Raw genomic sequence first — 22,733 nt, 5'->3', positions numbered from 1 at the left:
GCGACTGACAGATTGCTTTCGCGAGCAGGCTCGCTCCCACAAGTTTTCGTGGCGAAGGGAGGATAGGGTTAAAGATCCAGCACCAGCAATTGCTCGCTCTGCGCCGGCACCGCGCAGCAAATCAGCACCTGCCCCGCTTCCGGCAGGTCTGCCGGGGGCTGTGGATAATTCACCGCGCCACTGACCAGACGTGTCTTGCAGGTGCCGCACGAACCTCCCCGGCAACTGAACTCGGGGCGCAAGCCACGGCTTTCTGCGAGCTCCAGCAGACTGCCGCCGTCCGGCTGCCAGCGCGCCTCTTTGGCAGAACGCTCGAACATCACCGGCACTGACGTGATGGCGGCCGGTGGTTGCTCGATGACCGCCGCATCCGGGTCCGGCTGGCGCCTGAGCGTCGACGGGCCGAAGGTCTCGGCATGGATCCGCGCGTCGCGAATGTCCAGCTCGCGCAGACTGTCGTAGACACTTTGGGTAAAAGCGCCGGGGCCACAGACAGCAAAATCGATCTGGTCGTAATCCTCGACCTCCAGCAGATCGCGCAGCAATGCCCGATCAATGCGCCCATGGCGGTCGAAATCCTCGCCCTCGTGCGCATCGGCTTCCGGCTGACTGAGCAGGCGAATCACCCGTACCGCGTCGCCAGCACTTTCCAGCACGCGATCGATTTCCTCGCGAAACGGCTGATCGGCCAGGCTACGCGAACTCTGCAGCAACCACGTCGGCCGAATCCGCCGGGTGCGCAGACCTTGATACACCACCTCGCGCAGCATCGACAGCAACGGCGTGATGCCAACCCCCGCCGCCAGCAGCACCAGCGGCCGGTGTTCCAGCGGTGCCACCGTGAAGTGCCCCTGTGGCGCCCGTGCCTCAAGAACATCGCCGACCCGGATCTGCTGGTGCAAATGGCCTGAAACCAGGCCCTCGCGTTTCACACTGATGCGCAGGAAATCATCCGATGGCGCACTCGACAGGCTATAAGTGCGAATATGCGTTTCACCATCCAGAGTGAAACGCAACGGCAGATGCTGGCCAGCCTGAAACACCGGCATCCCTGCGCCATCGTCTGGTTGCAGATAGATCGAGCGGATGTGCTGGCTCTCCCTTTCGATGCGGGTCACCCGCAGCGGCCGCCAGCGGTCACCCAGCGCTTTGGCCTGCAAGCGTGCATCGGCCTGGGCCCAGGTGCCGGTCAGCAGACTGGTGGGCGACATGCCGTCGAAGCGCCAGCGCAGGGCCAGTGCCGCCGGGCGCCGCACCAGTCTCTCCACCTCGAATGTCCAGAGGCGCTCGGCGCCTTGGAACGCTTCGATCTGCGGCCCGTCGAGGATGATTTCGGTCCGCCCGCTCAGTTGCAGCACATCGCCTGTGGAAAAGTCGATGAACAGCAGGCCGGCCTTGGGATTGAGCAGCAGGTTGCCGAGCGTGTTGAAGTGCAGGTTGCCGGCAAAATCCGGGATGGTCAGACGATTACCTTCAACCCGGACAAACCCGGCCTGCCCGCCACGATGGGAAACATCCACCGCACGTTGTCCGTCCACATCGACGTAACTGGCGACAAAGAAGGTATCGGCGCCTTCGATCATGGCTCTGGCTGCGTCATCAAGACCGTCGTCGTGCTGCGCTGGCCGCGTCTGCGGATCGCTCAGCGGCACGCGCTGGAACTGGCGCAGTTGAATGTATTGCGGACAGTTGCCGAAAGCCTGATCCACGCCCACCTCGAAACCCTGCACGGTCAGATTGTCGACATGACCGTTGAGGCGATTGCGGCGGCGGGTATGCAACTCAATGCCGAGCAACCCGATCGGCTCGCCATTGCGCAATTGCGCCGGATCATCGGCAGCGGGTTGGCTGGCGAAATGCAGATGCTCGGGATCAGGCGAATGCGCAAACCCCGGCGCGCCTTCGATCACGCTGGCCCATGGGCGCCCGTCAGCATCGACCGCGCCGTACAGCATGAACGGTAACTGCTCATAAAAGGCGCGGTGCTGATCTGGCATCCAGTCGCGAATCACTTTTCGACCGAAGGCCTCCATGCGCTCGGCAACGCCGACATGGGCCTGCAGTTGTTGCTCGCCAGCGTGCCACGGTGAACGTTCCATCACGCATCTCCCCGCGCCGCCGGCGCATTGTGGTTAACTCGATCAGATCGGGCCGCCCCCTTAGGCAGTCTTTTGCAGACCGGCGACCGTGCGCGGCATGCCGACAAAACCGGGCAAGGCTTCGACACGCGCCAGCCAGGCACGCACGTTGGTGTAGTCGTCCAGCGACACGTTGCCTTCCGGCGCATGGGCGATGTAGCTGTAGGCGGACACGTCGGCGATGGTCGGCTCGCTGCCGGCCAGATACGGGGTCTTGCCCAGTTCCACCTCCATCACTTTGAGCAGGTTATGCGCACGGGTAATCGCTTCTTCAGCATTCAACTGTGCGCCAAACACCGTCACCAATCGTGCAGCAGCAGGTCCGAAAGCAATCGGCCCTGCAGCGGCCGACAACCAGCGCTGCACCTGCGCCGCGCCGACCGGATCGGTCGGCAGCCAGCGGCCATTGCCGTACTTGAGCGCCAGATACACCAGAATCGCGTTGGAGTCGGCCAGCACCACACCGCCGTCGTCAATCGCCGGCACCTGGCCGAAACTGTTGATCGCCAGATACGGCGCCTGCTTGTGCTCACCCTTGGCCAGATCGACCAGGATCAATTCGGTCGGCAACTGCAGCAGGGACAGCATCAGCTCTACCCGATGGGCGTGGCCGGAACGCGGGAAGTTGTAGAGTTTGATCGCTTGCATGGTCGACTCCGCTGGAGAGGGCGCCGTTCGGGATGGCAGCGCCGATGGAGGCCATCTTCCACCCATCTTCAAATCAACAGAATCACCAGCAATCGCAATCGATTATTTCACTGGATGAAATAACGCCGCGTTCTGCAGCGCCGGATGTTCTCGCAGCACCTTCACCGCGTGGTCGACAAAACTGCGCACCCGCGCCGGTGCCTTGCGCCCGCCCTGATACACCACATGAATCGGCAGCGGCGGCAGTTCGAAATCGGCGAGGACAATTTCCAGTTCACCGGAAGCCACCTTGCCGGCGACCTGATAGGACAACACCCGGGTCAGCCCCAACCCCAGGCAGGCCGCAGTAATCGCCGCCTGGTTGGCGGTGACCACCAGCCGAGGCTCGGGTCGCACGCTAAGCGCTTCGCCCTGATCCACAAACGGCCAGTTGCGCAACTGGCCGATGGCCGACATCGTCACCACCGGCGCACCGGCCAGTGCCTGCGGATGCGCGGGACGGCCGTGTCGAGCCAGATAGTCCGGCGAACCACAGATCACCCGCCGCACTTCGCCGACCCGGATTGCATGCTGATTGCTGTCCGGCAACTCACCAATGCGCACCGCGACATCGATGCCCTCCTCGACCATGCTCACCACCCGATCGACCAACAGCGCATTGATCGAAACATCTGGATACTGCGTCAGATAACTGGTCATCAGGGGCGTGACAAACAACTCACCGAACAACACCGGCGCAGTCACCGTCAATTGCCCACGGGGCTGGGCGTGACTGCCGGCCGCCGAATCCTCGGCTTCCTGCACCTCGGCGAGAATTCTCCGACAATCTTCCAGATAACGCTGACCGGCCTCGCTGAGGTGCACAGTGCGTGTCGTGCGAATCAGCAACTGTGTACCAATGCGCTGCTCTAGCGCCGCCACGGCGCGGGTGACACTGGCCGCGGACAAGCCAAGACGCCGCGCCGCTGCCGAGAAGCCCTGCTCCTGGGCCACGGTGGCGAAGATCTGCATTTCCTGGAAGCGGTCCATGGAGGTCCTCGATTCAGATACAAAAATCGCAGCCGAGGCTGCGATTTTTGCGGGTCTGGATTTTGAGAATTAAAGCTGTCGCAGTATGAGGCGGATTTCGGGGCTTCCAGCTGGCTGCGAAGAAATCGCAAAACTGTCGCAGAAGGCCCAGATGCTGATACGGACTCAAGCGCTAGAGAATTAAAACTGCCCCAGCCAATCAGAGCTGCTGCTCCGCGGATAGCTGACGGCTACACTTACTCTCTGGCCTCTTTACGACTGGATCAAAGTCGCACCAGCAACAAGAACCTGCCAACCCTATGCAGTCTGACGCTCAGGACATGCATCTATTTAGAAAAGCACGTTCCACATCGTGTCGCAAATATATTAGGCCAACCTGGCAGCACCGTCGCTCCCTTCCCTGTAAACCAGCCCGAGAAATCCTTGAATGTGTCTCGTGCTGCATTGTCCAATTTTTTGCGGCATAGGCGGTTTTCGCCACCATCATCGGATGCCCATACCTTGCACCGTGAGAAATAACGAGTTGCGAGAAACGCTGTGAGATTTAGCTTCCGAGCAATTGAATCGTGATTGATGAAGACAGGCTCGGAACACTCACTTAGATTGACTAATCTGAGATTCTTCGCCTGTTTTTGGTTACTTGGTCGCTGCTCTGTCGTCTTTCTGCGTTAATCGATAGCCGTTTACTCGGCTTTCTGTAAGTTTTGAACTATTTCGAAAAACTCAGTGTAATCCGAGAAGCTGCAGAAACCAGCCTGTTCGCCACGAGTCGAGATGGATATCAGTGGAGGTACTCCTGATTGGATGTCCGCCAATACACCCTCAATGAAGCTACTAACAATATTGACCTGATTGTAATAAACTTCACCAGTATCATTTTCAGAAGGCTTTTTCTTCGGCTCCTTCAGGAAGTTTTTTAAAATGGCCATTCCGGCGGCGGGGTTATTTGAAAAAAGTTTTAGTATGCCTTTAAAGTAATTAGCGCTTGATGCATGTGTTGCCTCTGCGAGCTCATTTAACATGCTTTCAAGTGGTTCAGCTTGGATTTTTAACATATTTTTCAGATTGGTTATCTGAAAGATAGACATATAGGCAATATCGGAACCTCCATCGGCAGATATTATCAAGCAACGTAGAGAGTCGATGTGATTTTCCTTGGCTGCAAGGTGCATTGCCATTTCGTAGCACGCCCCGAGATGACCTCTGTTATGAGCCATCGATAACCAGAGTAGACAATCATCACTCCGCCCCCCCCCAAGCGAGGCTCCGATCCGGTACATGGCGCTGATATGCCCGTTGGACGCCGCTTTAGCTAACTCATAGCTTTCGTTATCAGAGTGCTGATACTTCAAAAGTAAGGGTATACAGGCGTCATTTATTCTTTTCTTGAGCAACTCAATTAATTTATCCCAGTTTAGCCCAAAATCACTCAGCGAGCAGTCGTTGAGGTATTGTTTCGCTGATGAACGAGGACTGCGTGGTTGGGCATTGTACTCAGCCCTCTTTTCTGCCTTGTAGATCGCTACTGTTTTTTCAGTAGGAAGTATAATGTCATCTGTATGTACCTCACGAAGTGCTTCCGAGGCCTTTCCGTGAAGGTGCTGAAACCAGCTTCCGAACCTGATTTCATACGTTACATTGTTATGTGAGATAGCTGTCATTTTCTTCATCATGGCTGTCCTTGCTTAATCATGTGCTCGATCAAGATAAGCTCGAGCCGCGAAGAGAGCCTGGTCCCAAGACATATTTGGGTGACGTTCCATATAGTCCACTGCAATATTGAGAAGTAAGCGCTCGGCGCCAAGCGGACCGGACTCCAGCATTTTTTGCTCGCGATCAAGGCGTGCAAGTGCACGTCCCTTCTTCTTGCGAAATTCGGGAACAGGGAGAGGAGAAGGTAAGATTTCTGACATAATTGCCTCCAGAGTAAGAGGCAGTTTCGCGAATGCAAAGATCCACCTCTCACTATTTAAAATTAGTGAAAAAGAGAATCCGTAACTTGCTTTCGCCGGCCACGAATAAAGCCGTATCGAAAACTTAGCTAAAAAGCACAGAAAGGTCAACCACAAAAGCAGACTTGGTGGAAAAAGTGCATAGCCTCCAGGGTGTATACGGATGCGTAGCCTTTCTTAGCCGGAGGAGCATGAGGCCAGTGAGAGAGGTCTGCAGCAAAGTGGTCGAATGGTGGGCGCGCTGGGCGTCAGCGGGATGGGCATGAAGGCCAGGGAAGGCTGATTGATCGCCTGTCGTGCTTCTTAAGCTAAGGAACAAGTAAAGCAAACGACAATGACTGCACATTAGTCGAAAGGATTCAGCTCGAAGCGCCGATCGCGCACTGCAATCTTGAGCTCCCGCTTGACAGTCCTGACATCATCCAGCGAACAGTCTCCGGCTGAGCTCGCAAGATCAAGGCTTTCAAGGCATTTGCTGGCGGCTTCCTCGATTTTGAGATCTCCGCCAGCGCGAGCTAGACGTTCCTTGGTACTCTCCAGAATTGTATTGGCTGCATCTCCAAGCAAAACAAGATCAACACATTCGTGAATGGATCGGCCAATCATAGGCGCCTCATTTGTATTGATGTCGCATAATGTTAGCGGCTAGCTCTGGCAACGTCTAATGCCGATGATTAGCGGCTGCCAGCATTAAGCTCCGACCAGCATGCACCGAGGCCCAACCCTGAATCCAGTGCCAGGTTGGATTCGCAAGACCATAGAATATGCAGCTGCGCTACGAGAGACCTAGCGTTCAAGATCGGCAGAGGAGGAAATCCTCCTCTGCGACAGTCTTTATTGTTCAGCGACAGTTTTTATTGTCTAAAACCAGGTCAATGTCAGCTGTGGATAACTTATTCCACCGTCACCGACTTCGCCAGGTTGCGCGGCTGGTCGACGTCGGTGCCCTTGAGCACGGCGACGTAGTACGACAGCAACTGCAGAGGGATGGTGTAGAGGATCGGCGAAAGAATGTCGTGGATGTGCGGCATCTGCACCACATGGGTGCCTTCGCCGTTGGTCATCCCGGCTTTCTCGTCAGCGAATACGATCAGTTCACCACCACGGGCGCGGACTTCCTGCAGGTTGGACTTGAGCTTCTCCAGCAGTTCGTTGTTTGGCGCCACGGTAACCACCGGCATGTCGTTATCCACAAGCGCCAGCGGGCCGTGCTTCAGTTCCCCAGCCGGATAGGCTTCGGCGTGGATGTAGGAGATTTCCTTGAGCTTCAAGGCGCCCTCCATTGCGACCGGGAACTGCGCGCCACGGCCGAGGAACAGGGTGTGGTTCTTCTCGGCGAACAGCTCGGCGATTTTTTCCACGGTGCTGTCCATCGCCAGCGCTTCGCCGAGACGGGTCGGCAGGCGACGCAACTCTTCCACCAGCGTGGCTTCAACGCCTTTGCCGAGCGTGCCGCGTACCTGACCCAGCGACAGGGTCAGCAGCAACAGGCCGACCAGTTGCGTGGTGAACGCCTTGGTCGAGGCTACGCCGATTTCGCGACCGGCCTGGGTCAGCAGCGTCAGGTCGGATTCACGCACCAGCGAGCTGATGCCGACGTTGCAGATCGCCAGGCTGGCGAGGAAGCCCAGCTCTTTGGCGTTGCGCAGCGCGGCCAGGGTGTCGGCGGTTTCGCCGGACTGCGAGATGGTGACGAACAGGGTATCCGGCTGCACCACCACCTTGCGGTAGCGGAATTCGCTGGCGACTTCGACCTGGCACGGGATACCGGCCAGTTCTTCGAGCCAGTAACGCGCGACCATACCGGCGTGGTAGCTGGTACCGCAGGCGACAATCTGCACATTGCGCACTTTGGCGAACAGTTCGGCAGCCTGTGGACCGAAGGCCTGCACCAGCACCTGATTGTTGCTCAGGCGACCTTCTAGGGTACGTTGCACCACGACGGGCTGTTCGTGGATTTCCTTTAGCATGTAATGACGGAACTCGCCCTTGTCAGCGGCTTCGGCACCATCGCTGTACTGCACGGTCTGGCGCTCGACGGTTTGACCGTTTACATCCCAGATCTGCACGCTGTCGCGGCGAATTTCGGCGATATCGCCTTCTTCCAGGTACATGAAGCGGTCAGTGACCTGACGCAGGGCCAATTGGTCGGACGCGAGGAAGTTCTCACCCAGGCCCAGACCGATCACCAACGGGCTGCCACTGCGTGCGGCAACCAGACGATCCGGCTGTTGTGCGTTGATCACGGCCAGACCGTAGGCGCCGTGCAGTTCCTTGACGGTGGCTTTCAGCGCGACGGTCAGGTCAGGCTGATCCTTGAGTTTGTGGCTCAGCAGGTGCGCGATGACTTCGGTGTCGGTGTCCGAAGTGAACACGTAACCCAGCGCTTTCAGTTGCTCACGCAGGGCTTCGTGGTTCTCGATGATGCCGTTGTGCACCACGGCGATATCACCGGAGAAATGCGGGTGCGCGTTACGCTCGCAAGGTGCACCGTGGGTCGCCCAACGGGTGTGGGCGATACCGAGACGGCCGACCAGCGGCTGTGCGGCCAGCGCCGCTTCCAGCTCGCTGACCTTGCCCGGACGGCGCATGCGCTCGAGCTTTTCATCGTTGGTGAAAACTGCCACACCGGCGCTGTCATAGCCGCGGTATTCAAGGCGCTTGAGGCCTTCGAGCAGGATGGCGGTGATATTACGTTCAGCAACTGCGCCGACAATTCCACACATGCTTATTTCTCCTGACTGACAGCCGCGCAAATCACGCTGATACCGCGGGCCTGAATCTGATCGCGCGCATCTTCAGGCAGGCGATCATCGGTAATGAGGGTATGGACGCTGCTCCACGGCAGCTCCAGGTTGGGAATCTTGCGACCGATCTTGTCGGCCTCGACCATCACGATCACTTCCCGCGCCACGTCAGCCATCACCCGGCTCAGACCGAGCAACTCGTTGAACGTGGTGGTACCGCGCACCAGATCAATGCCATCGGCGCCGATAAACAACTGGTCGAAGTCGTAAGAGCGTAGTACCTGCTCGGCCACCTGGCCCTGGAAGGACTCCGAATGCGGATCCCAGGTGCCGCCGGTCATCAGCAGCACCGGCTCGTGTTCGAGTTCGCTCAAGGCGTTGGCCACGTGCAGGGAGTTGGTCATCACCACCAGACCCGGCTGCTGGCCAAGCTCGGGAATCATCGCGGCAGTGGTGCTGCCACTGTCGATAATGATGCGGGCGTGTTCGCGGATGCGTTTGACGGCGGCGCGGGCAATCGCCTGTTTGTACTTTGAAACGCTTTGGCCCGGTTCAGCGACCAATTCCTGCGGCATGGTGATCGCCCCGCCGTAACGGCGCAGCAACAGACCATGGCTTTCCAGTGCGGCCAAATCCTTGCGAATCGTAACTTCAGAAGTTTCGAAGCGCTTGGCCAGTTCATCCACACTGACTTCGCCCTGCTCATTGAGCAAGGCGAGGATGTTGTGCCGGCGCTGGGGTGTATTGCGTTTCGACATGATGGTATAAGTTTCGATTCGAAAGATAACGGAAGCAATCAAAACCCATTGCCCGTCGATCGTCAAGCTCAGGCCATAAAAAAATCGCAGACCCGGCACCCCCTGTAGGAGCTGCCGAAGGCTGCGATCTTTTGATCGTAAAGCTACTGTGGATAACTCAGCTCTTTTTGATCTTCTCTGGCCGCTTCCAGCCATCGATATTTCTCTGCCGCGCCCGACCAACTGCCAACTGCGCGTTATCCACATTCTGGGTGATGGTCGAACCAGCCGCGGTAGTTGCCCCGGACGAGATATCCACAGGTGCGACCAACGAGTTGTTGGAGCCAATGAACACGTCCTCGCCCAACACGGTTTTCCACTTGTTGGCGCCATCGTAGTTGCAGGTAATGGTGCCCGCGCCAATGTTGGTGCGGGCGCCGATTTCCGCGTCGCCCAGATAGGTCAGATGCCCGGCCTTGGCGCCCTCACCCATGCGCGCGTTTTTCAGTTCGACAAAGTTACCCACATGCGCGCGTGCTTCGAGCACCGTGCCCGGACGCAGACGGGCGAACGGACCGGCATCGCTGCCTTCACCCAGCACCGCACCTTCGATGTGGCTGTTGGCTTTGATCACCACGCCTTTGCGCAGGGTGCTGTCCTTGATCACGCAGTTCGGGCCGATCACCACGTCGTCCTCGATGACAACATTACCTTCGATAATCACGTTGATGTCGATCAGCACATCGCGACCGACGGTGACTTCGCCACGCACATCGAAACGCGCCGGGTCACGCAGGGTCACGCCTTGCGCCATCAGCCGGCGGCCGGCGCGCAGCTGGTAATGCCGCTCCAGTTCCGCCAGTTGCTTACGATCATTGGCGCCCTGCACTTCCATCGGGTCGTGCGGTTGTTCAGTGGCCACCACCAGACCATCGCTGACCGCCATTTCGATCACGTCGGTCAAGTAGTACTCGCCCTGGGCATTGTTGTTCGACAGGCGGCTCATCCAGTCGGCCAGGCGATTGGCCGGGACGGCGAGAATACCGGTATTGCCTTCGGTGATTGCGCGCTGGGCTTCGCTGGCATCTTTGTGCTCAACGATGGCTGCGACCTTGCCGTCAGCATCACGCACGATGCGGCCGTAACCGGTCGGATCTTCCAGCTCGACGGTCAACAGGCCCATCTGCCCCGGTACGACATGTTTAAGCAGGCGCTGCAGGGTTTCGACCTCGATCAATGGCACGTCACCGTAGAGGATCAACACGGTGTCGGCGCTGATGAACGGCACAGCCTGAGCCGTTGCATGACCAGTGCCCAATTGCTTGTCCTGCAGCACGAAATTCAAATCGTCAGCCGCCAGACGCTCACGCACCACATCGGCACCGTGGCCGATCACCACATGAATGCGCTGTGGGTCGAGCTGCCGTGCGCTGTGGATAACATGCCCAAGCATGGAATTGCCGGCTACCGGGTGCAGCACTTTCGGCAACGCCGAACGCATACGGGTGCCTTGACCGGCCGCGAGGATAACGATTTCGAGAGACATGACTGGCTACCAATCCTGGGTGGTCAGCAACTGCGACCGGGTTGTAAAAATCGGAAAAGAAAAAAGGGTAGCCGAGGCTACCCTATTTTATCAATCGCACAACAAGTGGCTGACGGATTAACCGCCAAACTTCTTGCGGATCTGCTGGACGGTGCGCAGCTGAGCTGCAGCCTCGGCCAGACGTGCGGACGCAGCTCCGTAGTCGAAATCTGCGCTCTTCTCGTGCAGAGCAGCTTCGGCAGCCTTGAGAGCTGCCTGGGCTTGAGCTTCATCCAGGTCGGCGGCACGTTGCACGGTATCGGCAAGCACCTTGACCATGTTCGGCTGAACCTCGAGGAAACCACCGGAGATGTAGAACACCTCGGCTTCCCCGCCTTGCTTGATCAGGCGGATCGGACCTGGCTTCAGATTAGTGATCAGCGGCGCGTGACCCAGAGCGATACCAAGATCACCCAGTGCACCGTGCGCAATCACCATCTCGACCAGGCCGGAAAAGATTTCCCCTTCCGCGCTGACGATATCGCAATGGACTGTCATAGCCATCTGATTGCCTCAACCTAAATTAGCGCCCGTTGCCGGGCGCCGGGATTACAGTTTCTTGGCTTTCTCGATCGCTTCTTCGATGCCGCCAACCATGTAGAACGCTTGTTCTGGCAGGTGGTCGTAGTCACCGTTGAGGATGCCTTTGAAGCCAGCAATGGTGTCTTTCAGGGAAACGTATTTACCCGAAGCACCGGTGAAGACTTCAGCCACGAAGAACGGCTGCGACAAGAAGCGCTGGATCTTACGAGCACGGTTAACCAACTGTTTGTCGGCTTCCGACAGCTCGTCCATACCCAGGATCGCGATGATGTCTTTCAGCTCTTTGTAACGTTGCAGAACGTACTGAACGCCGCGAGCGGTGTCGTAGTGGTCCTGACCGATTACGTTCGGATCCAGCTGGCGCGAAGTCGAATCCAGTGGATCTACCGCTGGGTAGATACCCAGGGAAGCGATGTCACGGGACAGAACGACGGTGGCGTCCAAGTGGGCGAAGGTGGTCGCTGGCGACGGGTCGGTCAAGTCGTCCGCAGGTACGTATACCGCCTGGATCGAGGTGATCGAACCTTCTTTGGTCGAAGTGATACGTTCTTGCAGAACGCCCATCTCTTCAGCCAGGGTCGGCTGGTAACCTACTGCCGAAGGCATACGGCCCAGCAGTGCGGATACTTCAGTACCGGCCAGGGTGTAACGGTAGATGTTGTCGACGAACAGCAGAACGTCGTTACCTTCGTCACGGAACTTCTCGGCCATGGTCAGGCCGGTCAGGGCTACGCGCAGACGGTTTCCCGGCGGCTCGTTCATCTGACCGTAAACCAGTGCCACTTTGTCCAGAACGTTGGAGTCCTTCATCTCGTGGTAGAAGTCGTTACCCTCACGAGTACGCTCACCCACACCGGCGAACACGGAATAACCGCTGTGCTCGATGGCGATGTTACGGATCAGTTCCATCATGTTTACGGTTTTGCCTACACCGGCACCACCGAACAGACCGACTTTACCGCCTTTGGCGAACGGGCAAACCAGGTCGATAACCTTGATGCCGGTTTCCAGCAGGTCGTTGCCGCCTGCTTGCTCAGCGAACGAAGGTGCTGCGCGGTGAATGCCCCAGCGCTCTTCGGTGTCGATTGGACCAGCTTCGTCGATCGGGTTACCCAGAACGTCCATGATCCGGCCCAGAGTCGCTTTACCGACCGGTACGGAGATGGCTGCGCCGGAATCGGTAACTTCCAGACCGCGCTTCAAGCCCTCGGTGGAACCCATCGCAATGGTACGAACCACGCCGTCGCCCAGCTGTTGCTGAACTTCCAGAGTGGTTTCGGCCGCGCTGACTACTTTCAGCGCGTTGTAGATGCTCGGTACGCTGTCGCGTGGAAATTCCACGTCGATAACGGCGCCGATGATTTGAACGATACGTCCGCTACTCATAGCTGGATCCTCTGAATATTTGAACCGTTAAACCGCGGCAGCGCCGCCGACGATTTCCGAGATCTCTTGGGTGATCGCAGCCTGACGCGCCTTGTTGTAGATCAGCTGCAAATCGCTGATCAAATCACCGGCGTTGTCGGTAGCGTTCTTCATCGCGATCATCCGCGCAGCTTGTTCAGCTGCGTTGTTCTCGACCACCGCCTGGTACACCTGCGACTCCACGTAGCGCACCATCAAGCCGTCAAGCAGCTCTTTGGCGTCTGGTTCGTAGAGGTAGTCCCAGTGGTGCTTGAGTTCTTGATCCGGGGTTGCCACCAGTGGAATCAACTGCTCCACGGTAGGCTGTTGTGTCATGGTGTTGATGAACTTGTTGGATACCACGGACAGGCGATCGATACGGCCCTCCAGGTAGGCATCCAGCATCACCTTGACGCTGCCGATCAAATCATTGATCGACGGCTCTTCACCCAGGTGGCTGATAGCTGCAACGACGTTACCGCCGAAGTTGCGGAAAAAGGCCGCACCCTTGCTACCGACTACACACAGATCAATCTCGACGCCGTTTTCGCGGTTTACCGCCATGTCCTTGACCAGGGCCTTGAACAGGTTGGTGTTCAAGCCGCCGCACAAACCACGGTCACTGCTCACCACGACATAACCGACGCGCTTTACTTCACGGTCGATCATGAACGGGTGGCGGTATTCCGGGTTGGCGTTGGCCAGATGCCCAATTACCTGGCGGATACGCTCCGCATAAGGACGGCTGGCTGCCATGCGCATTTGTGCCTTGCGCATTTTGCTCACCGCCACTTTTTCCATGGCGCTGGTAATTTTTTGCGTGCTTTTGATGCTCGCAATCTTACTGCGAATCTCTTTTGCGCCTGCCATGTAACACCTATCAGGTTAGCAAGCGGGAGCCTTGCGGCTCCCGCTGCGGCTTACCAGGTTTGGGTGGCCTTGAACTTCTCGATACCGGCTTTCATGCCAGCGTCGATTTCGTCATTGAAGTCACCTTTAACGTTGATCTTGGCCATCAAATCGGCGTGATCGCGGTTGAAGAAAGCAATCAGCGCTTGTTCGAAGCTGCCGATCTTGGCGATTTCAATGTCAGTCAGGAACCCACGCTCAGCGGCATACAGCGACAGCGCCATGTCAGCGATCGACATTGGTGCGTATTGCTTCTGCTTCATCAGCTCGGTAACGCGCTGACCATGCTCAAGTTGCTTACGGGTCGCTTCGTCCAGGTCAGAAGCGAACTGGGCGAATGCCGCCAGTTCACGGTACTGAGCCAGAGCGGTACGGATACCACCGGACAGCTTCTTGATGATCTTGGTCTGAGCGGCACCACCCACACGGGATACCGAAACACCGGCGTTCACTGCAGGGCGGATGCCCGAGTTGAACATGGCCGATTCCAGGAAGATCTGACCGTCGGTGATGGAAATCACGTTGGTCGGAACGAACGCGGAAACGTCGCCAGCCTGGGTTTCGATGATCGGCAGTGCGGTCAGGGAACCGGTTTTGCCGGTCACTGCGCCGTTGGTGAACTTCTCTACGTATTCTTCCGAAACGCGGGATGCGCGCTCCAGCAGACGGGAGTGGAGATAGAACACGTCGCCTGGGTAAGCTTCACGGCCTGGTGGACGGCGCAGCAGCAGGGAAATCTGGCGGTAAGCCACTGCTTGCTTGGACAGATCGTCATAAACGATCAGCGCGTCTTCACCGCGGTCGCGGAAGAATTCACCCATGGTGCAACCGGAGTACGGTGCCAGGAATTGCAGCGCAGGAGATTCCGAAGCACTGGCAGCCACGATGATCGTGTTGGCCAGGGCGCCGTTTTCTTCCAGCTTGCGAACCACGTTGGCGATGGTCGATTGCTTCTGACCGATCGCTACATAGACGCAGAAAATGCCGCTGTCTTTCTGGTTGATGATCGCGTCGATCGCCAGAGCGGTTTTACCGATCTGACGGTCACCGATGATCAGCTCACGCTGGCCACGGCCGACAGGGATCATGGCATCGACAGCCTTGTAGCCAGTCTGTACAGGCTGGTCTACCGACTTACGCCAGATCACGCCCGGTGCAACTTTCTCGACCGCGTCGGTCAAGGTGTTGCCCAGTGGACCTTTGCCGTCAACAGGGTTACCCAGTGCATCGACTACGCGACCCAGCAGTTCCTTACCAACCGGAACTTCGAGGATGCGGCCGGTGCACTTGGCGCTCATGCCTTCAGCCAGACTGGTGTATGCGCCCAGTACAACGGCACCTACGGAGTCTTGCTCCAGGTTGAGGGCCATACCGTAGACGCCGCCCGGAAACTCGATCATCTCGCCGTACATGACGTCGGCCAGACCGTGAATCCGCACGATGCCGTCAGATACGCTGACGACAGTGCCTTCGTTACGGGCTTGGGAGGTCACATCGAGCTTGTCGATGCGGCCCTTGATAATTTCACTTATTTCGGAAGGATTGAGTTGCTGCATTGCTCTGCTGCCCCTTCAAACTCAAGATTTCAATGCTTCGGCAAGTTTCGCGATTTTGCCGCGAATCGAGCCATCGATAACCAGGTCGCCGGCGCGGATAACGACACCCCCTATAAGGGCAGCATCCTCCGCAACTTGCAGGCGCACTTCCCGGTTGAGTCGTGCACTGAGAACCTTGGCGAGTTTGTCTTGCTGTTCTTGGTTCAATGCGAAAGCACTGGTCACTTCAACGTCTACCGACTTCTCTTGTTCGGCCTTGTACAGGTCGAACAGAGCGGCGATCTCCGGCAGAAGCGGGAGACGGTCGTTTTCGGCAACGACATTGATGAAGTTCTGTGCCTTGGCATCAAACTTGTCGCCGCACACGTCAATGAACGTGGCGGCCTTTTCTGCGCTCGTCAGTCGCGGGGCCTTGAGCACGCGCTGCATGGTGTCGTCTTGCGACACCGCTGCAGCCAGGCCGAGCATGGCTGACCAATTGGCCAGTTGCTGGTGGGCCTGAGCGTGCTCGAAGGCCGCCTTAGCGTAAGGTCGGGCCAACGTGGTCAGTTCTGCCATGATCGCCCTCGCTTAGATTTCAGCAGCCAGTTGGTTAACCAGCTCTGCGTGCGCGTTTTGATCGATTGTGGCACCCAGGATCTTCTCGGCGCCGCCGACAGCCAGCAAGCCCACTTGGGCGCGCAGCTTGTCTTTGACACTGTTCAGTTCCTGTTCGATCTCGGCTTGAGCCTGAACCTTCACACGGTCAGCGTCGATACGGGCTTTTTCAACAGCCTCTTCAACGATCTGGTTACCGCGTTTCTTGGCTTGCTCGATGATTTCAGCTGCCTGAGCTTTCGCTTCGCGCAGTTGCTGACCCGCTTTCTCTTGGGCCAACTCCAGGTCGCGAGCTGCACGGCTGGCAGCGTCCAGACCATCAGCGATCTTCTTTTGACGTTCGTGCAGAGCAGCGATGACCGGAGGCCATACGAACTTCATGCAGAACAGTACAAAAATCAGGAACGCAACGGACTGGCCAATCAGGGTCGCATTAATGTTCACGCCAACACCTCGCAGTTACGTTGTCCATCACACCAAATTACTCGGAAGAATCCGGGTAATTAGCCAGCGATCTGACCAACGAACGGGTTCGCAAAGGTGAAGAACAGAGCGATACCAACACCGATCATGGTTACGGCGTCGAGCAGACCGGCAACGATGAACATTTTAACTTGCAGCATTGGAACCATTTCTGGCTGACGCGCTGCGCCTTCCAGGAACTTGCCGCCCAGCAGGCCGAAACCAATTGCGGTACCCAGTGCGCCCAGGCCGATCAACAGTGCAACAGCGATAGCGGTTAGACCAACTACAGTTTCCATCTTTCCTCCCGACTTTTACGTCGTATGGTTTAGGTTTTTTAGATTAAAGCGGTAAAACAAATCGTTTCAGAGGCCCGGTTAAGAGCCCCCTCCCGTTTGACCGGGAGGGACATCAGATCAGCCGAGGCTGCTCTTAATGGTTTTCTTCGTGCGCCATCGACAGGTAGACGATGGTCAGCATCATGAAGATGAACGCCTGCAGGGTGATGATCAGGATGTGGAACACAGCCCACGCCCACTGCAGAACAACGCCCAGGCCACTCAGCCAGAGCAGGCCGCTGCCGAACATCACAGCGATCAGAATGAACACCAGCTCGCCGGCATACATGTTGCCGAACAGACGCAGGGCCAGAGAGATCGGCTTGGCGATCAGGGTCACGAATTCCAGCAGGAAGTTCACCGGGATCAGCAGGGCCTGAACGAAGATGTTCTTGCTGCCGAACGGGTGCAGGGTCAGTTCGCCGATGAAGCCGCCGATGCCCTTGACCTTGATGCTATAGAAAATGATCAGTGCGAAAACCGAGAACGCCATGCCCAGGGTCGCGTTCGGGTCGGTGGTCGACACGGCACGGAACGGGATGTGGTGGTCGCCGGTGATCAGGATGGCCAGCTGAGGAATCCAGTCGACCGGTACCAGGTCGACGGCGTTCATCAGGAACACCCAGACGAAGATGGTCAGTGCCAGCGGTGCGATCACCGGGCTACGGCCATGGAAGCTGTCTTTCACGCTGCCATCGACGAATTCGACCAATACTTCAACGAAGTTCTGCAAAGCACCTGGCTGACCCGATGTTGCTTTCTTTGCCGCCATGCGGAAAAGGAAAACGAAGATCAGACCCAGCGCGACCGACCAGCCGAGGGTATCGACGTGGAAAGCCCAGAAGCCCATTTCCTTGGCTTCTGCTGCGGTATGGGCAAAGCCCCAGCCGCCGTTAGGTAGCTGACCGAAGGTCAGGTTCTGCAAGTGGTGCTGGATATAGCCCGAAGCGGTTGTTTCTGCCATGGTTGCCTCAAACGCCCTAAGGTCTCGAAAGTCTTGTTCTCATCAGCAGGGGAGCGAACCAGCTGACCGACTGAGTCAGCACGAAAGCGCCGAATACTGCGATCGGCGCCAATGGCTTCACACCTGCAAACACCAGTGCAAACAGCACTGCCGTCAAAATCAGTTTGCCTGCCTCGCCGGCATAAAATGACCGGACGATGGACTGGGCTGCTCGGGCGCCGGAAAACCGAAATGCCTTGTGAGCGAAATAAACATTGGGCAGCAAGGCTATCAGGCCTCCGCAAAGTCCCGAGTATCCGGCAACGACTCCGTGCCATTGCCAGAGCGCCAAAGCGGCAATGAGCAAAATGACAAATTGAGCCATCAACACCGGAAAAACCGCCAGGCGATGGAACGGCAGGCGGTTTGGCTTGCGGGTTTCCATCACGTTTGCTCTCCAATGGTCGGCTGCCAGAATTCAATAACTTGGCATAATTTGTGCCGACAAAATGCGCGCAGAGTATAGGGGCGGTTCTGCCCCTATTCAACTGTCAGGTAGTGATTTCCGACTGCGCGCTACATGAGGAAATGTTTCAGCGGATGTGTGCGAGCACACCTTGAAGCTCATCGAGTGAGTTGTAACCGATCACCAGCTGACCTTTTCCCTTCTTGCCGTGGCGAATCTGCACCGCAGAGCCTAGGCGCTCGGCCAGACGCTGTTCGAGCCGGGCGATATCCGGGTCGGGTTTGGCCGCTTCCACAGGCTCCGGTTTGCCACTCAACCACTGACGAACCAGTGCCTCGGTTTGGCGCACAGTCAGGCCGCGTGCGACAACATGTCGCGCCCCTTCCACCTGCTGATTGTCCGGCAGACCGAGCAAAGCACGGGCATGACCCATTTCCAGGTCACCGTGGGACAGCATGGTCTTGATGACTTCAGGCAGTGCAATAAGTCGCAACAGGTTAGCCACAGTCACGCGGGACTTACCCACAGCCTCGGCCACCTGCTGTTGAGTGAGCTGGAATTCCTGCTGCAGTCGCTGCAAGGCGACGGCTTCCTCGATCGGGTTCAGGTCTTCACGCTGGATGTTCTCGATCAGCGCAATGGCGATCGCGGTTTCATCCGGCACATCACGGACCATCGCCGGGATGGTTTCCTGGCCGGCCTGCTGGCTGGCGCGCCAGCGGCGTTCACCGGCGATGATTTCGAAGCGGCCACCGCCAATCGGGCGCACCACGATCGGCTGCATCACGCCTTGCGCCTTGATCGACTGCGCCAGCTCTTCCAGCGCCTGCGGGTCCATGTCGCGGCGTGGCTGGTATTTGCCACGCTGCAGCAGGTCCAGCGGCAGATGTTGCAGTTCACGGGTATCGGCCTGCGCCGCCTGTTCTTCCAGCGCGCTGACGGTCGGACCACTCAGCAGTGCATCCAGTCCACGTCCGAGACCTCGTTTCTTGACGGCCATGGGGATTCCTTAAGTTGGCTGGGCAGCGGCGATGCGTGAATTTTTGCGCTGACGGCGAACCATCTCGCCCGCCAGTGCCAAATAGGCCAGCGCGCCGCGCGATTGCTTGTCGTAGGCCAGTGCCGGCATACCGTAGCTCGGTGCTTCGGCCAGGCGGATGTTGCGCGGGATCACCGTGTCGTACAGCTGCTCGCCAAAGTGTTCCTTCAGCTGCGCCGAAACATCGTTCATCAGGCTCAGCCGCGGGTCGTACATGGTGCGCAGCAGACCTTCGACCTTGAGGTTGGGGTTCAGCAGTTCGGCAATGCGTTTGATGTTATCCACAAGGTCGCTCAAGCCTTCGAGCGCAAAGTATTCGCACTGCATGGGGATAATCACCCCATCGGCGGCAACCAATGCGTTCAGCGTAAGCATCGACAGCGACGGCGGGCAGTCGATCAAAATGTAATCGTAGTTTTCACGGATCGGCGCCAGCGCGCTGCGCAGACGGCTTTCCTTCATCTGCATTTCCAGCAGCACCACTTCAGCCGCGGTCAGGTCGCGGTTGGCCGGCAGCAGTTGATAACCGCCGTGCTCGGAGTAGTGCATGGCCTGGGCCAGATCGCATTCGCCGATCAGCAGGTCGTAGACCGAGTTTTCCAGGCCATGTTTATCCACACCGCTACCCATGGTGGCGTTGCCCTGTGGATCGAGATCGATCAACAGCACCCGGCGCTTGGTCGCGACCAGGGATGCTGCGAGGTTGATGCAGGTGGTGGTCTTGCCCACACCACCCTTCTGGTTCGCTATCGCGAATACCTTAGCCATTCTTGCTTGTGTTCCCAATCATGCCGTGCGGCGCAGTATCAGCAGATGGCGTTGGCCTTGGCAACCGGGTACGGCCAGGGCGTGTTCGCTATCGAGTTTGAAGTCTGCCGGCAATGCTACCAGCTCATCGGCCGGATGAACGCCCTTCATTGCCAGCCAGCGCGTGTCGGCATCGCCGAGGTGGCGAGTCCAGTTGGTGAAGTTCTCCATACTGCTGAAAGCCCGGGAAATGATCCCGTTGAATGGCTGGGCAGGCTGGAAGGCTTCGACGCGACTGTGGGTAACTTGCAGGTTATCCAGTTTGAGTTCGAGTTTGACCTGAGTCAGGAAGCGGGTTTTCTTGCCGTTGCTGTCCAGACAGGTCACTTGCGAGTCCGGATACAGGATCGCCAGCGGAATGCCGGGCATGCCGCCGCCACTGCCGACATCGAGCCAGCGGCCGTTTTCGATGAACGACATCACGCTCAAGCTATCGAGCAAATGCCGCGAAACCATTTCGTCAGGATCGCGAACTGCAGTCAGGTTGTAGGCCTGGTTCCATTTGATCAACAGGGCCAGGTAGCCCAGCAGCAATTCGTGCTGGGCCGCGCTGAGATTGACACCGAGCTCGCGGGCTCCTGTGGATAACTCTTCGGCGTGTTGCGAAGTGACCTTAGAACTCAAGCGCTTTGCTCCAACTGACGGCCCGCGCCGCGTTTTTTCAAATGAATCATCAACAGCGAAATCGCTGCCGGGGTCACGCCCGGGATCCGCGAAGCCCGGCCGAGCGTCTCCGGACGCGTCGCACCGAGCTTGCTCTGAATCTCCTTGGAGAGACCGGAAATGTTGGTGTAATCGATATCCACAGGCAATTTCGTGTCTTCACTGGCGCGCAGACGGGCGATTTCGTCCTGTTGACGGTCGATGTAACCGGCGTATTTGGTCTTGATTTCAACCTGTTCGGCGACCTGTGGATCTTCGGCGCCCTGCCCGGTCACTTCGACCAGACCAGCGTAGTCGATTTCCGGACGGCTCAAGAGGTTGAGCAAGTTGTATTCGTGAGTCAGCGGCGTGCCGAATTTTTCCGCAATCGCATCGCCCTGCTGGGTGCCCGGGCGAACCCAGGTGCTCTTCAGGCGCTGCTCTTCGAGTTCGATGCTTTCGCGTTTCTTGCAGAAGGCCGCCCAACGCGCGTCATCGACCAGACCCAGTTCACGACCTTTTTCGGTCAAACGCAGGTCGGCGTTGTCCTCGCGCAGAATCAGGCGGTACTCGGCACGGGAAGTGAACATGCGGTACGGCTCTTGGGTACCGAGGGTGATCAGGTCGTCGACCAGCACGCCGATGTACGCTTCATCGCGACGCGGGCACCAGGCTTCTTTGCCCTTGGCACGCAGCGCGGCGTTGGCCCCGGCGAGCAAACCTTGCGCACCAGCTTCTTCGTAACCGGTGGTGCCGTTGATCTGACCAGCGAAGAACAGACCGCCGATGACTTTGGTTTCCAGGCTGTATTTCAGGTCACGCGGGTCGAAGTAGTCGTACTCGATCGCATAACCCGGACGCACGATGTGCGCGTTTTCCATGCCGCGGATCGATTGCACGATCTGCAATTGCACGTCGAACGGCAAGCTTGTGGATATCCCGTTCGGGTACAGCTCATGGGTGGTCAGGCCTTCCGGCTCGATGAACACCTGATGGCTTTCCTTGTCAGCAAAGCGATGAATCTTGTCTTCGATCGACGGGCAGTAGCGCGGACCGATGCCTTCGATTTCGCCGGCAGCGGAATACATCGGCGAACGATCGAGGTTCGCCGCGATGATTTCGTGGGTGCGGGCGTTGGTATGGGTAATCCAGCAACTGACCTGGCGCGGATGTTGTTCCTTGTTGCCCATGAACGACATGACCGGGATCGGCGTATCGCCCGGTTGCTCGGTCATGACCGAGAAATCCACAGATTTGCCATCGATGCGCGGTGGCGTACCGGTTTTCAGGCGACCGACACGCAGCGGCAGTTCACGCAGACGATGTGCCAGGGCAATCGACGGCGGGTCACCGGCACGACCGCCGGAGAAATTCTGCAAACCGATGTGGATAAGTCCACCGAGGAACGTACCAGTGGTCAACACCACGGAATCGGCGAAGAACCGCAGACCCATTTGCGTGACAACACCGCGTACCTGGTCCTGCTCGACGATCAGGTCGTCAGCGGCCTGTTGAAATATCCACAGGTTCGGTTGGTTTTCCAGAATTTCGCGGACAGCGGCCTTGTACAGAATACGGTCGGCTTGCGCACGGGTCGCTCGTACGGCCGGACCTTTGCGGCTGTTCAATACGCGAAACTGGATGCCGCCCAGATCGGTAGCCATGGCCATCGCGCCGCCGAGGGCGTCAATTTCCTTGACCAAATGGCTTTTGCCAATGCCACCGATGGCCGGGTTGCAGCTCATGGCACCGAGGGTTTCCACGTTATGCGTCAGCAACAGGGTTTTTGCCCCCATACGTGCTGAGGCCAGTGCTGCCTCGGTACCGGCATGACCGCCGCCGATGACGATCACTTCAAAACGGGAAGGGAAATCCACCACGCACCTCGTGCCTGCTTAAGTAGGTATTCAGGAATAGTTTGAGATCAGGTTTCTGGACCTGGTCGACAAGTATAGGGACTTCGCCCTCCCTAAAGAACCCTTTGCACAAAATTTAACCAGCTGTGGAGAACTCGAGGTTAAAAGAATAAAAAAGAGAGAAATTTATAAAACCTTTGTTTTAATGCTTATTCTTACTGACCGACCTTTCTGTGGATAGATTGCTACAGGCCTTATTATTCAATGTGTACAGAGTTTCAAAACCCTGTTATCAGGTCCTCAGGAGGCCCTTGGATAACCGGTTTAAGCCTGTG

At 57.6% G+C, this 22,733-nt stretch carries 22 protein-coding genes; all 22 read right to left on the bottom strand.

From position 1 onward, the window contains the following. Nucleotides 1-68: 68 nt before the first annotated feature. Complete coding sequence (locus tag ACM6I7_RS12510) at nt 69-2,099, bottom strand: pyridoxamine 5'-phosphate oxidase family protein (RefSeq protein ID WP_414888666.1); 2,031 nt, start codon at nt 2,097-2,099, stop codon at nt 69-71. Nucleotides 2,100-2,159: 60 nt separating this feature from the next. Next, nucleotides 2,160-2,786, bottom strand: coding sequence for a glutathione S-transferase family protein (locus tag ACM6I7_RS12505; protein ID WP_150369967.1), 627 nt, complete (start codon nt 2,784-2,786; stop codon nt 2,160-2,162). Nucleotides 2,787-2,888: 102 nt separating this feature from the next. Then, entirely contained in the window at nt 2,889-3,815 is a 927-nt protein-coding gene (locus ACM6I7_RS12500; RefSeq protein ID WP_414888665.1) for a LysR family transcriptional regulator, read from the bottom strand. Nucleotides 3,816-4,498: 683 nt separating this feature from the next. Next, nucleotides 4,499-5,485, bottom strand: a complete 987-nt coding sequence (locus ACM6I7_RS12495; protein ID WP_049827797.1) for a hypothetical protein — start codon at nt 5,483-5,485, stop codon at nt 4,499-4,501. A gap of 15 nt (nt 5,486-5,500) precedes the next feature. Continuing rightward, complete coding sequence (locus ACM6I7_RS12490; RefSeq protein WP_081730173.1) at nt 5,501-5,728, bottom strand: hypothetical protein; 228 nt, start codon at nt 5,726-5,728, stop codon at nt 5,501-5,503. A 384-nt stretch (nt 5,729-6,112) separates the two neighbouring features. Continuing rightward, the gene (locus ACM6I7_RS12485; protein WP_027610296.1) at nt 6,113-6,373 is read right to left on the bottom strand and encodes a hypothetical protein; all 261 of its coding nucleotides are present in this window, start codon (nt 6,371-6,373) and stop codon (nt 6,113-6,115) included. Between the two features lie 287 nt (nt 6,374-6,660). After that, a complete protein-coding gene (glmS, locus tag ACM6I7_RS12480; protein ID WP_414888664.1) occupies nt 6,661-8,493 on the bottom strand; it encodes a glutamine--fructose-6-phosphate transaminase (isomerizing) in 1,833 nt (610 codons plus the stop codon). A 2-nt stretch (nt 8,494-8,495) separates the two neighbouring features. Next, entirely contained in the window at nt 8,496-9,275 is a 780-nt protein-coding gene (locus ACM6I7_RS12475) for a DeoR/GlpR family DNA-binding transcription regulator (RefSeq protein WP_177325597.1), read from the bottom strand. Nucleotides 9,276-9,429: 154 nt separating this feature from the next. Then, nucleotides 9,430-10,797: a bifunctional UDP-N-acetylglucosamine diphosphorylase/glucosamine-1-phosphate N-acetyltransferase GlmU gene (glmU, locus tag ACM6I7_RS12470; protein ID WP_097090234.1), complete on the bottom strand. Its 1,368-nt coding sequence runs from the start codon at nt 10,795-10,797 to the stop codon at nt 9,430-9,432. A 117-nt stretch (nt 10,798-10,914) separates the two neighbouring features. After that, entirely contained in the window at nt 10,915-11,340 is a 426-nt protein-coding gene (locus tag ACM6I7_RS12465) for a F0F1 ATP synthase subunit epsilon (protein ID WP_007954164.1), read from the bottom strand. Between the two features lie 45 nt (nt 11,341-11,385). Beyond that, complete coding sequence (gene atpD, locus ACM6I7_RS12460) at nt 11,386-12,765, bottom strand: F0F1 ATP synthase subunit beta (protein WP_027610292.1); 1,380 nt, start codon at nt 12,763-12,765, stop codon at nt 11,386-11,388. Between the two features lie 27 nt (nt 12,766-12,792). After that, complete coding sequence (gene atpG, locus ACM6I7_RS12455; protein WP_010565870.1) at nt 12,793-13,653, bottom strand: F0F1 ATP synthase subunit gamma; 861 nt, start codon at nt 13,651-13,653, stop codon at nt 12,793-12,795. 50 nt (nt 13,654-13,703) lie between these two features. After that, complete coding sequence (atpA, locus tag ACM6I7_RS12450; RefSeq protein ID WP_047596971.1) at nt 13,704-15,248, bottom strand: F0F1 ATP synthase subunit alpha; 1,545 nt, start codon at nt 15,246-15,248, stop codon at nt 13,704-13,706. 21 nt (nt 15,249-15,269) lie between these two features. Beyond that, nucleotides 15,270-15,806: a F0F1 ATP synthase subunit delta gene (locus ACM6I7_RS12445; RefSeq protein WP_007911956.1), complete on the bottom strand. Its 537-nt coding sequence runs from the start codon at nt 15,804-15,806 to the stop codon at nt 15,270-15,272. 12 nt (nt 15,807-15,818) lie between these two features. Beyond that, nucleotides 15,819-16,289, bottom strand: a complete 471-nt coding sequence (locus tag ACM6I7_RS12440; RefSeq protein ID WP_011336718.1) for a F0F1 ATP synthase subunit B — start codon at nt 16,287-16,289, stop codon at nt 15,819-15,821. Nucleotides 16,290-16,348: 59 nt separating this feature from the next. Beyond that, the gene (gene atpE / locus ACM6I7_RS12435) at nt 16,349-16,606 is read right to left on the bottom strand and encodes a F0F1 ATP synthase subunit C (protein ID WP_003097235.1); all 258 of its coding nucleotides are present in this window, start codon (nt 16,604-16,606) and stop codon (nt 16,349-16,351) included. 133 nt (nt 16,607-16,739) lie between these two features. Further along, complete coding sequence (gene atpB, locus ACM6I7_RS12430; RefSeq protein WP_007960779.1) at nt 16,740-17,609, bottom strand: F0F1 ATP synthase subunit A; 870 nt, start codon at nt 17,607-17,609, stop codon at nt 16,740-16,742. Between the two features lie 16 nt (nt 17,610-17,625). Beyond that, a complete protein-coding gene (locus tag ACM6I7_RS12425) occupies nt 17,626-18,033 on the bottom strand; it encodes a F0F1 ATP synthase subunit I (protein ID WP_003229783.1) in 408 nt (135 codons plus the stop codon). A gap of 148 nt (nt 18,034-18,181) precedes the next feature. Further along, a complete protein-coding gene (locus ACM6I7_RS12420) occupies nt 18,182-19,054 on the bottom strand; it encodes a ParB/RepB/Spo0J family partition protein (protein WP_007960777.1) in 873 nt (290 codons plus the stop codon). A 9-nt stretch (nt 19,055-19,063) separates the two neighbouring features. After that, nucleotides 19,064-19,861, bottom strand: a complete 798-nt coding sequence (locus ACM6I7_RS12415; RefSeq protein ID WP_003229787.1) for a ParA family protein — start codon at nt 19,859-19,861, stop codon at nt 19,064-19,066. Nucleotides 19,862-19,879: 18 nt separating this feature from the next. Then, nucleotides 19,880-20,524, bottom strand: a complete 645-nt coding sequence (gene rsmG, locus ACM6I7_RS12410; RefSeq protein ID WP_097090233.1) for a 16S rRNA (guanine(527)-N(7))-methyltransferase RsmG — start codon at nt 20,522-20,524, stop codon at nt 19,880-19,882. Next, nucleotides 20,521-22,419, bottom strand: a complete 1,899-nt coding sequence (mnmG, locus tag ACM6I7_RS12405; RefSeq protein ID WP_414888663.1) for a tRNA uridine-5-carboxymethylaminomethyl(34) synthesis enzyme MnmG — start codon at nt 22,417-22,419, stop codon at nt 20,521-20,523. Before mnmG ends, rsmG begins: the two co-directional genes overlap by 4 nt. Nucleotides 22,420-22,733 lie beyond the last annotated feature (314 nt).

The sequence above is a fragment of the Pseudomonas sp. IT-93MI4 genome (assembly GCF_949767635.1).
Taxonomy (GTDB): Bacteria; Pseudomonadota; Gammaproteobacteria; order Pseudomonadales; family Pseudomonadaceae; genus Aquipseudomonas; species Aquipseudomonas putida_A.
This window is presented reverse-complemented; position numbering and strand designations above follow the sequence as displayed.

Bases quoted from the DNA above. Each gene is read 5' to 3' on its own strand.
- ACM6I7_RS12510 (WP_414888666.1), bottom strand. From the start codon at position 2,099: ATGGAACGTTCACCGTGGCACGCTGGCGAGCAACAACTGCAGGCCCAT.
- ACM6I7_RS12505 (WP_150369967.1), bottom strand. From the start codon at position 2,786: ATGCAAGCGATCAAACTCTACAACTTCCCGCGTTCCGGCCACGCCCAT.
- ACM6I7_RS12500 (WP_414888665.1), bottom strand. From the start codon at position 3,815: ATGGACCGCTTCCAGGAAATGCAGATCTTCGCCACCGTGGCCCAGGAG.
- ACM6I7_RS12495 (WP_049827797.1), bottom strand. From the start codon at position 5,485: ATGAAGAAAATGACAGCTATCTCACATAACAATGTAACGTATGAAATC.
- ACM6I7_RS12490 (WP_081730173.1), bottom strand. From the start codon at position 5,728: ATGTCAGAAATCTTACCTTCTCCTCTCCCTGTTCCCGAATTTCGCAAG.
- ACM6I7_RS12485 (WP_027610296.1), bottom strand. From the start codon at position 6,373: ATGATTGGCCGATCCATTCACGAATGTGTTGATCTTGTTTTGCTTGGA.
- glmS (WP_414888664.1), bottom strand. From the start codon at position 8,493: ATGTGTGGAATTGTCGGCGCAGTTGCTGAACGTAATATCACCGCCATC.
- glmU (WP_097090234.1), bottom strand. From the start codon at position 10,797: ATGTCTCTCGAAATCGTTATCCTCGCGGCCGGTCAAGGCACCCGTATG.
- ACM6I7_RS12465 (WP_007954164.1), bottom strand. From the start codon at position 11,340: ATGGCTATGACAGTCCATTGCGATATCGTCAGCGCGGAAGGGGAAATC.
- atpD (WP_027610292.1), bottom strand. From the start codon at position 12,765: ATGAGTAGCGGACGTATCGTTCAAATCATCGGCGCCGTTATCGACGTG.
- atpG (WP_010565870.1), bottom strand. From the start codon at position 13,653: ATGGCAGGCGCAAAAGAGATTCGCAGTAAGATTGCGAGCATCAAAAGC.
- atpA (WP_047596971.1), bottom strand. From the start codon at position 15,248: ATGCAGCAACTCAATCCTTCCGAAATAAGTGAAATTATCAAGGGCCGC.
- ACM6I7_RS12445 (WP_007911956.1), bottom strand. From the start codon at position 15,806: ATGGCAGAACTGACCACGTTGGCCCGACCTTACGCTAAGGCGGCCTTC.
- atpE (WP_003097235.1), bottom strand. From the start codon at position 16,606: ATGGAAACTGTAGTTGGTCTAACCGCTATCGCTGTTGCACTGTTGATC.
- atpB (WP_007960779.1), bottom strand. From the start codon at position 17,609: ATGGCAGAAACAACCGCTTCGGGCTATATCCAGCACCACTTGCAGAAC.
- ACM6I7_RS12425 (WP_003229783.1), bottom strand. From the start codon at position 18,033: ATGGAAACCCGCAAGCCAAACCGCCTGCCGTTCCATCGCCTGGCGGTT.
- ACM6I7_RS12420 (WP_007960777.1), bottom strand. From the start codon at position 19,054: ATGGCCGTCAAGAAACGAGGTCTCGGACGTGGACTGGATGCACTGCTG.
- ACM6I7_RS12415 (WP_003229787.1), bottom strand. From the start codon at position 19,861: ATGGCTAAGGTATTCGCGATAGCGAACCAGAAGGGTGGTGTGGGCAAG.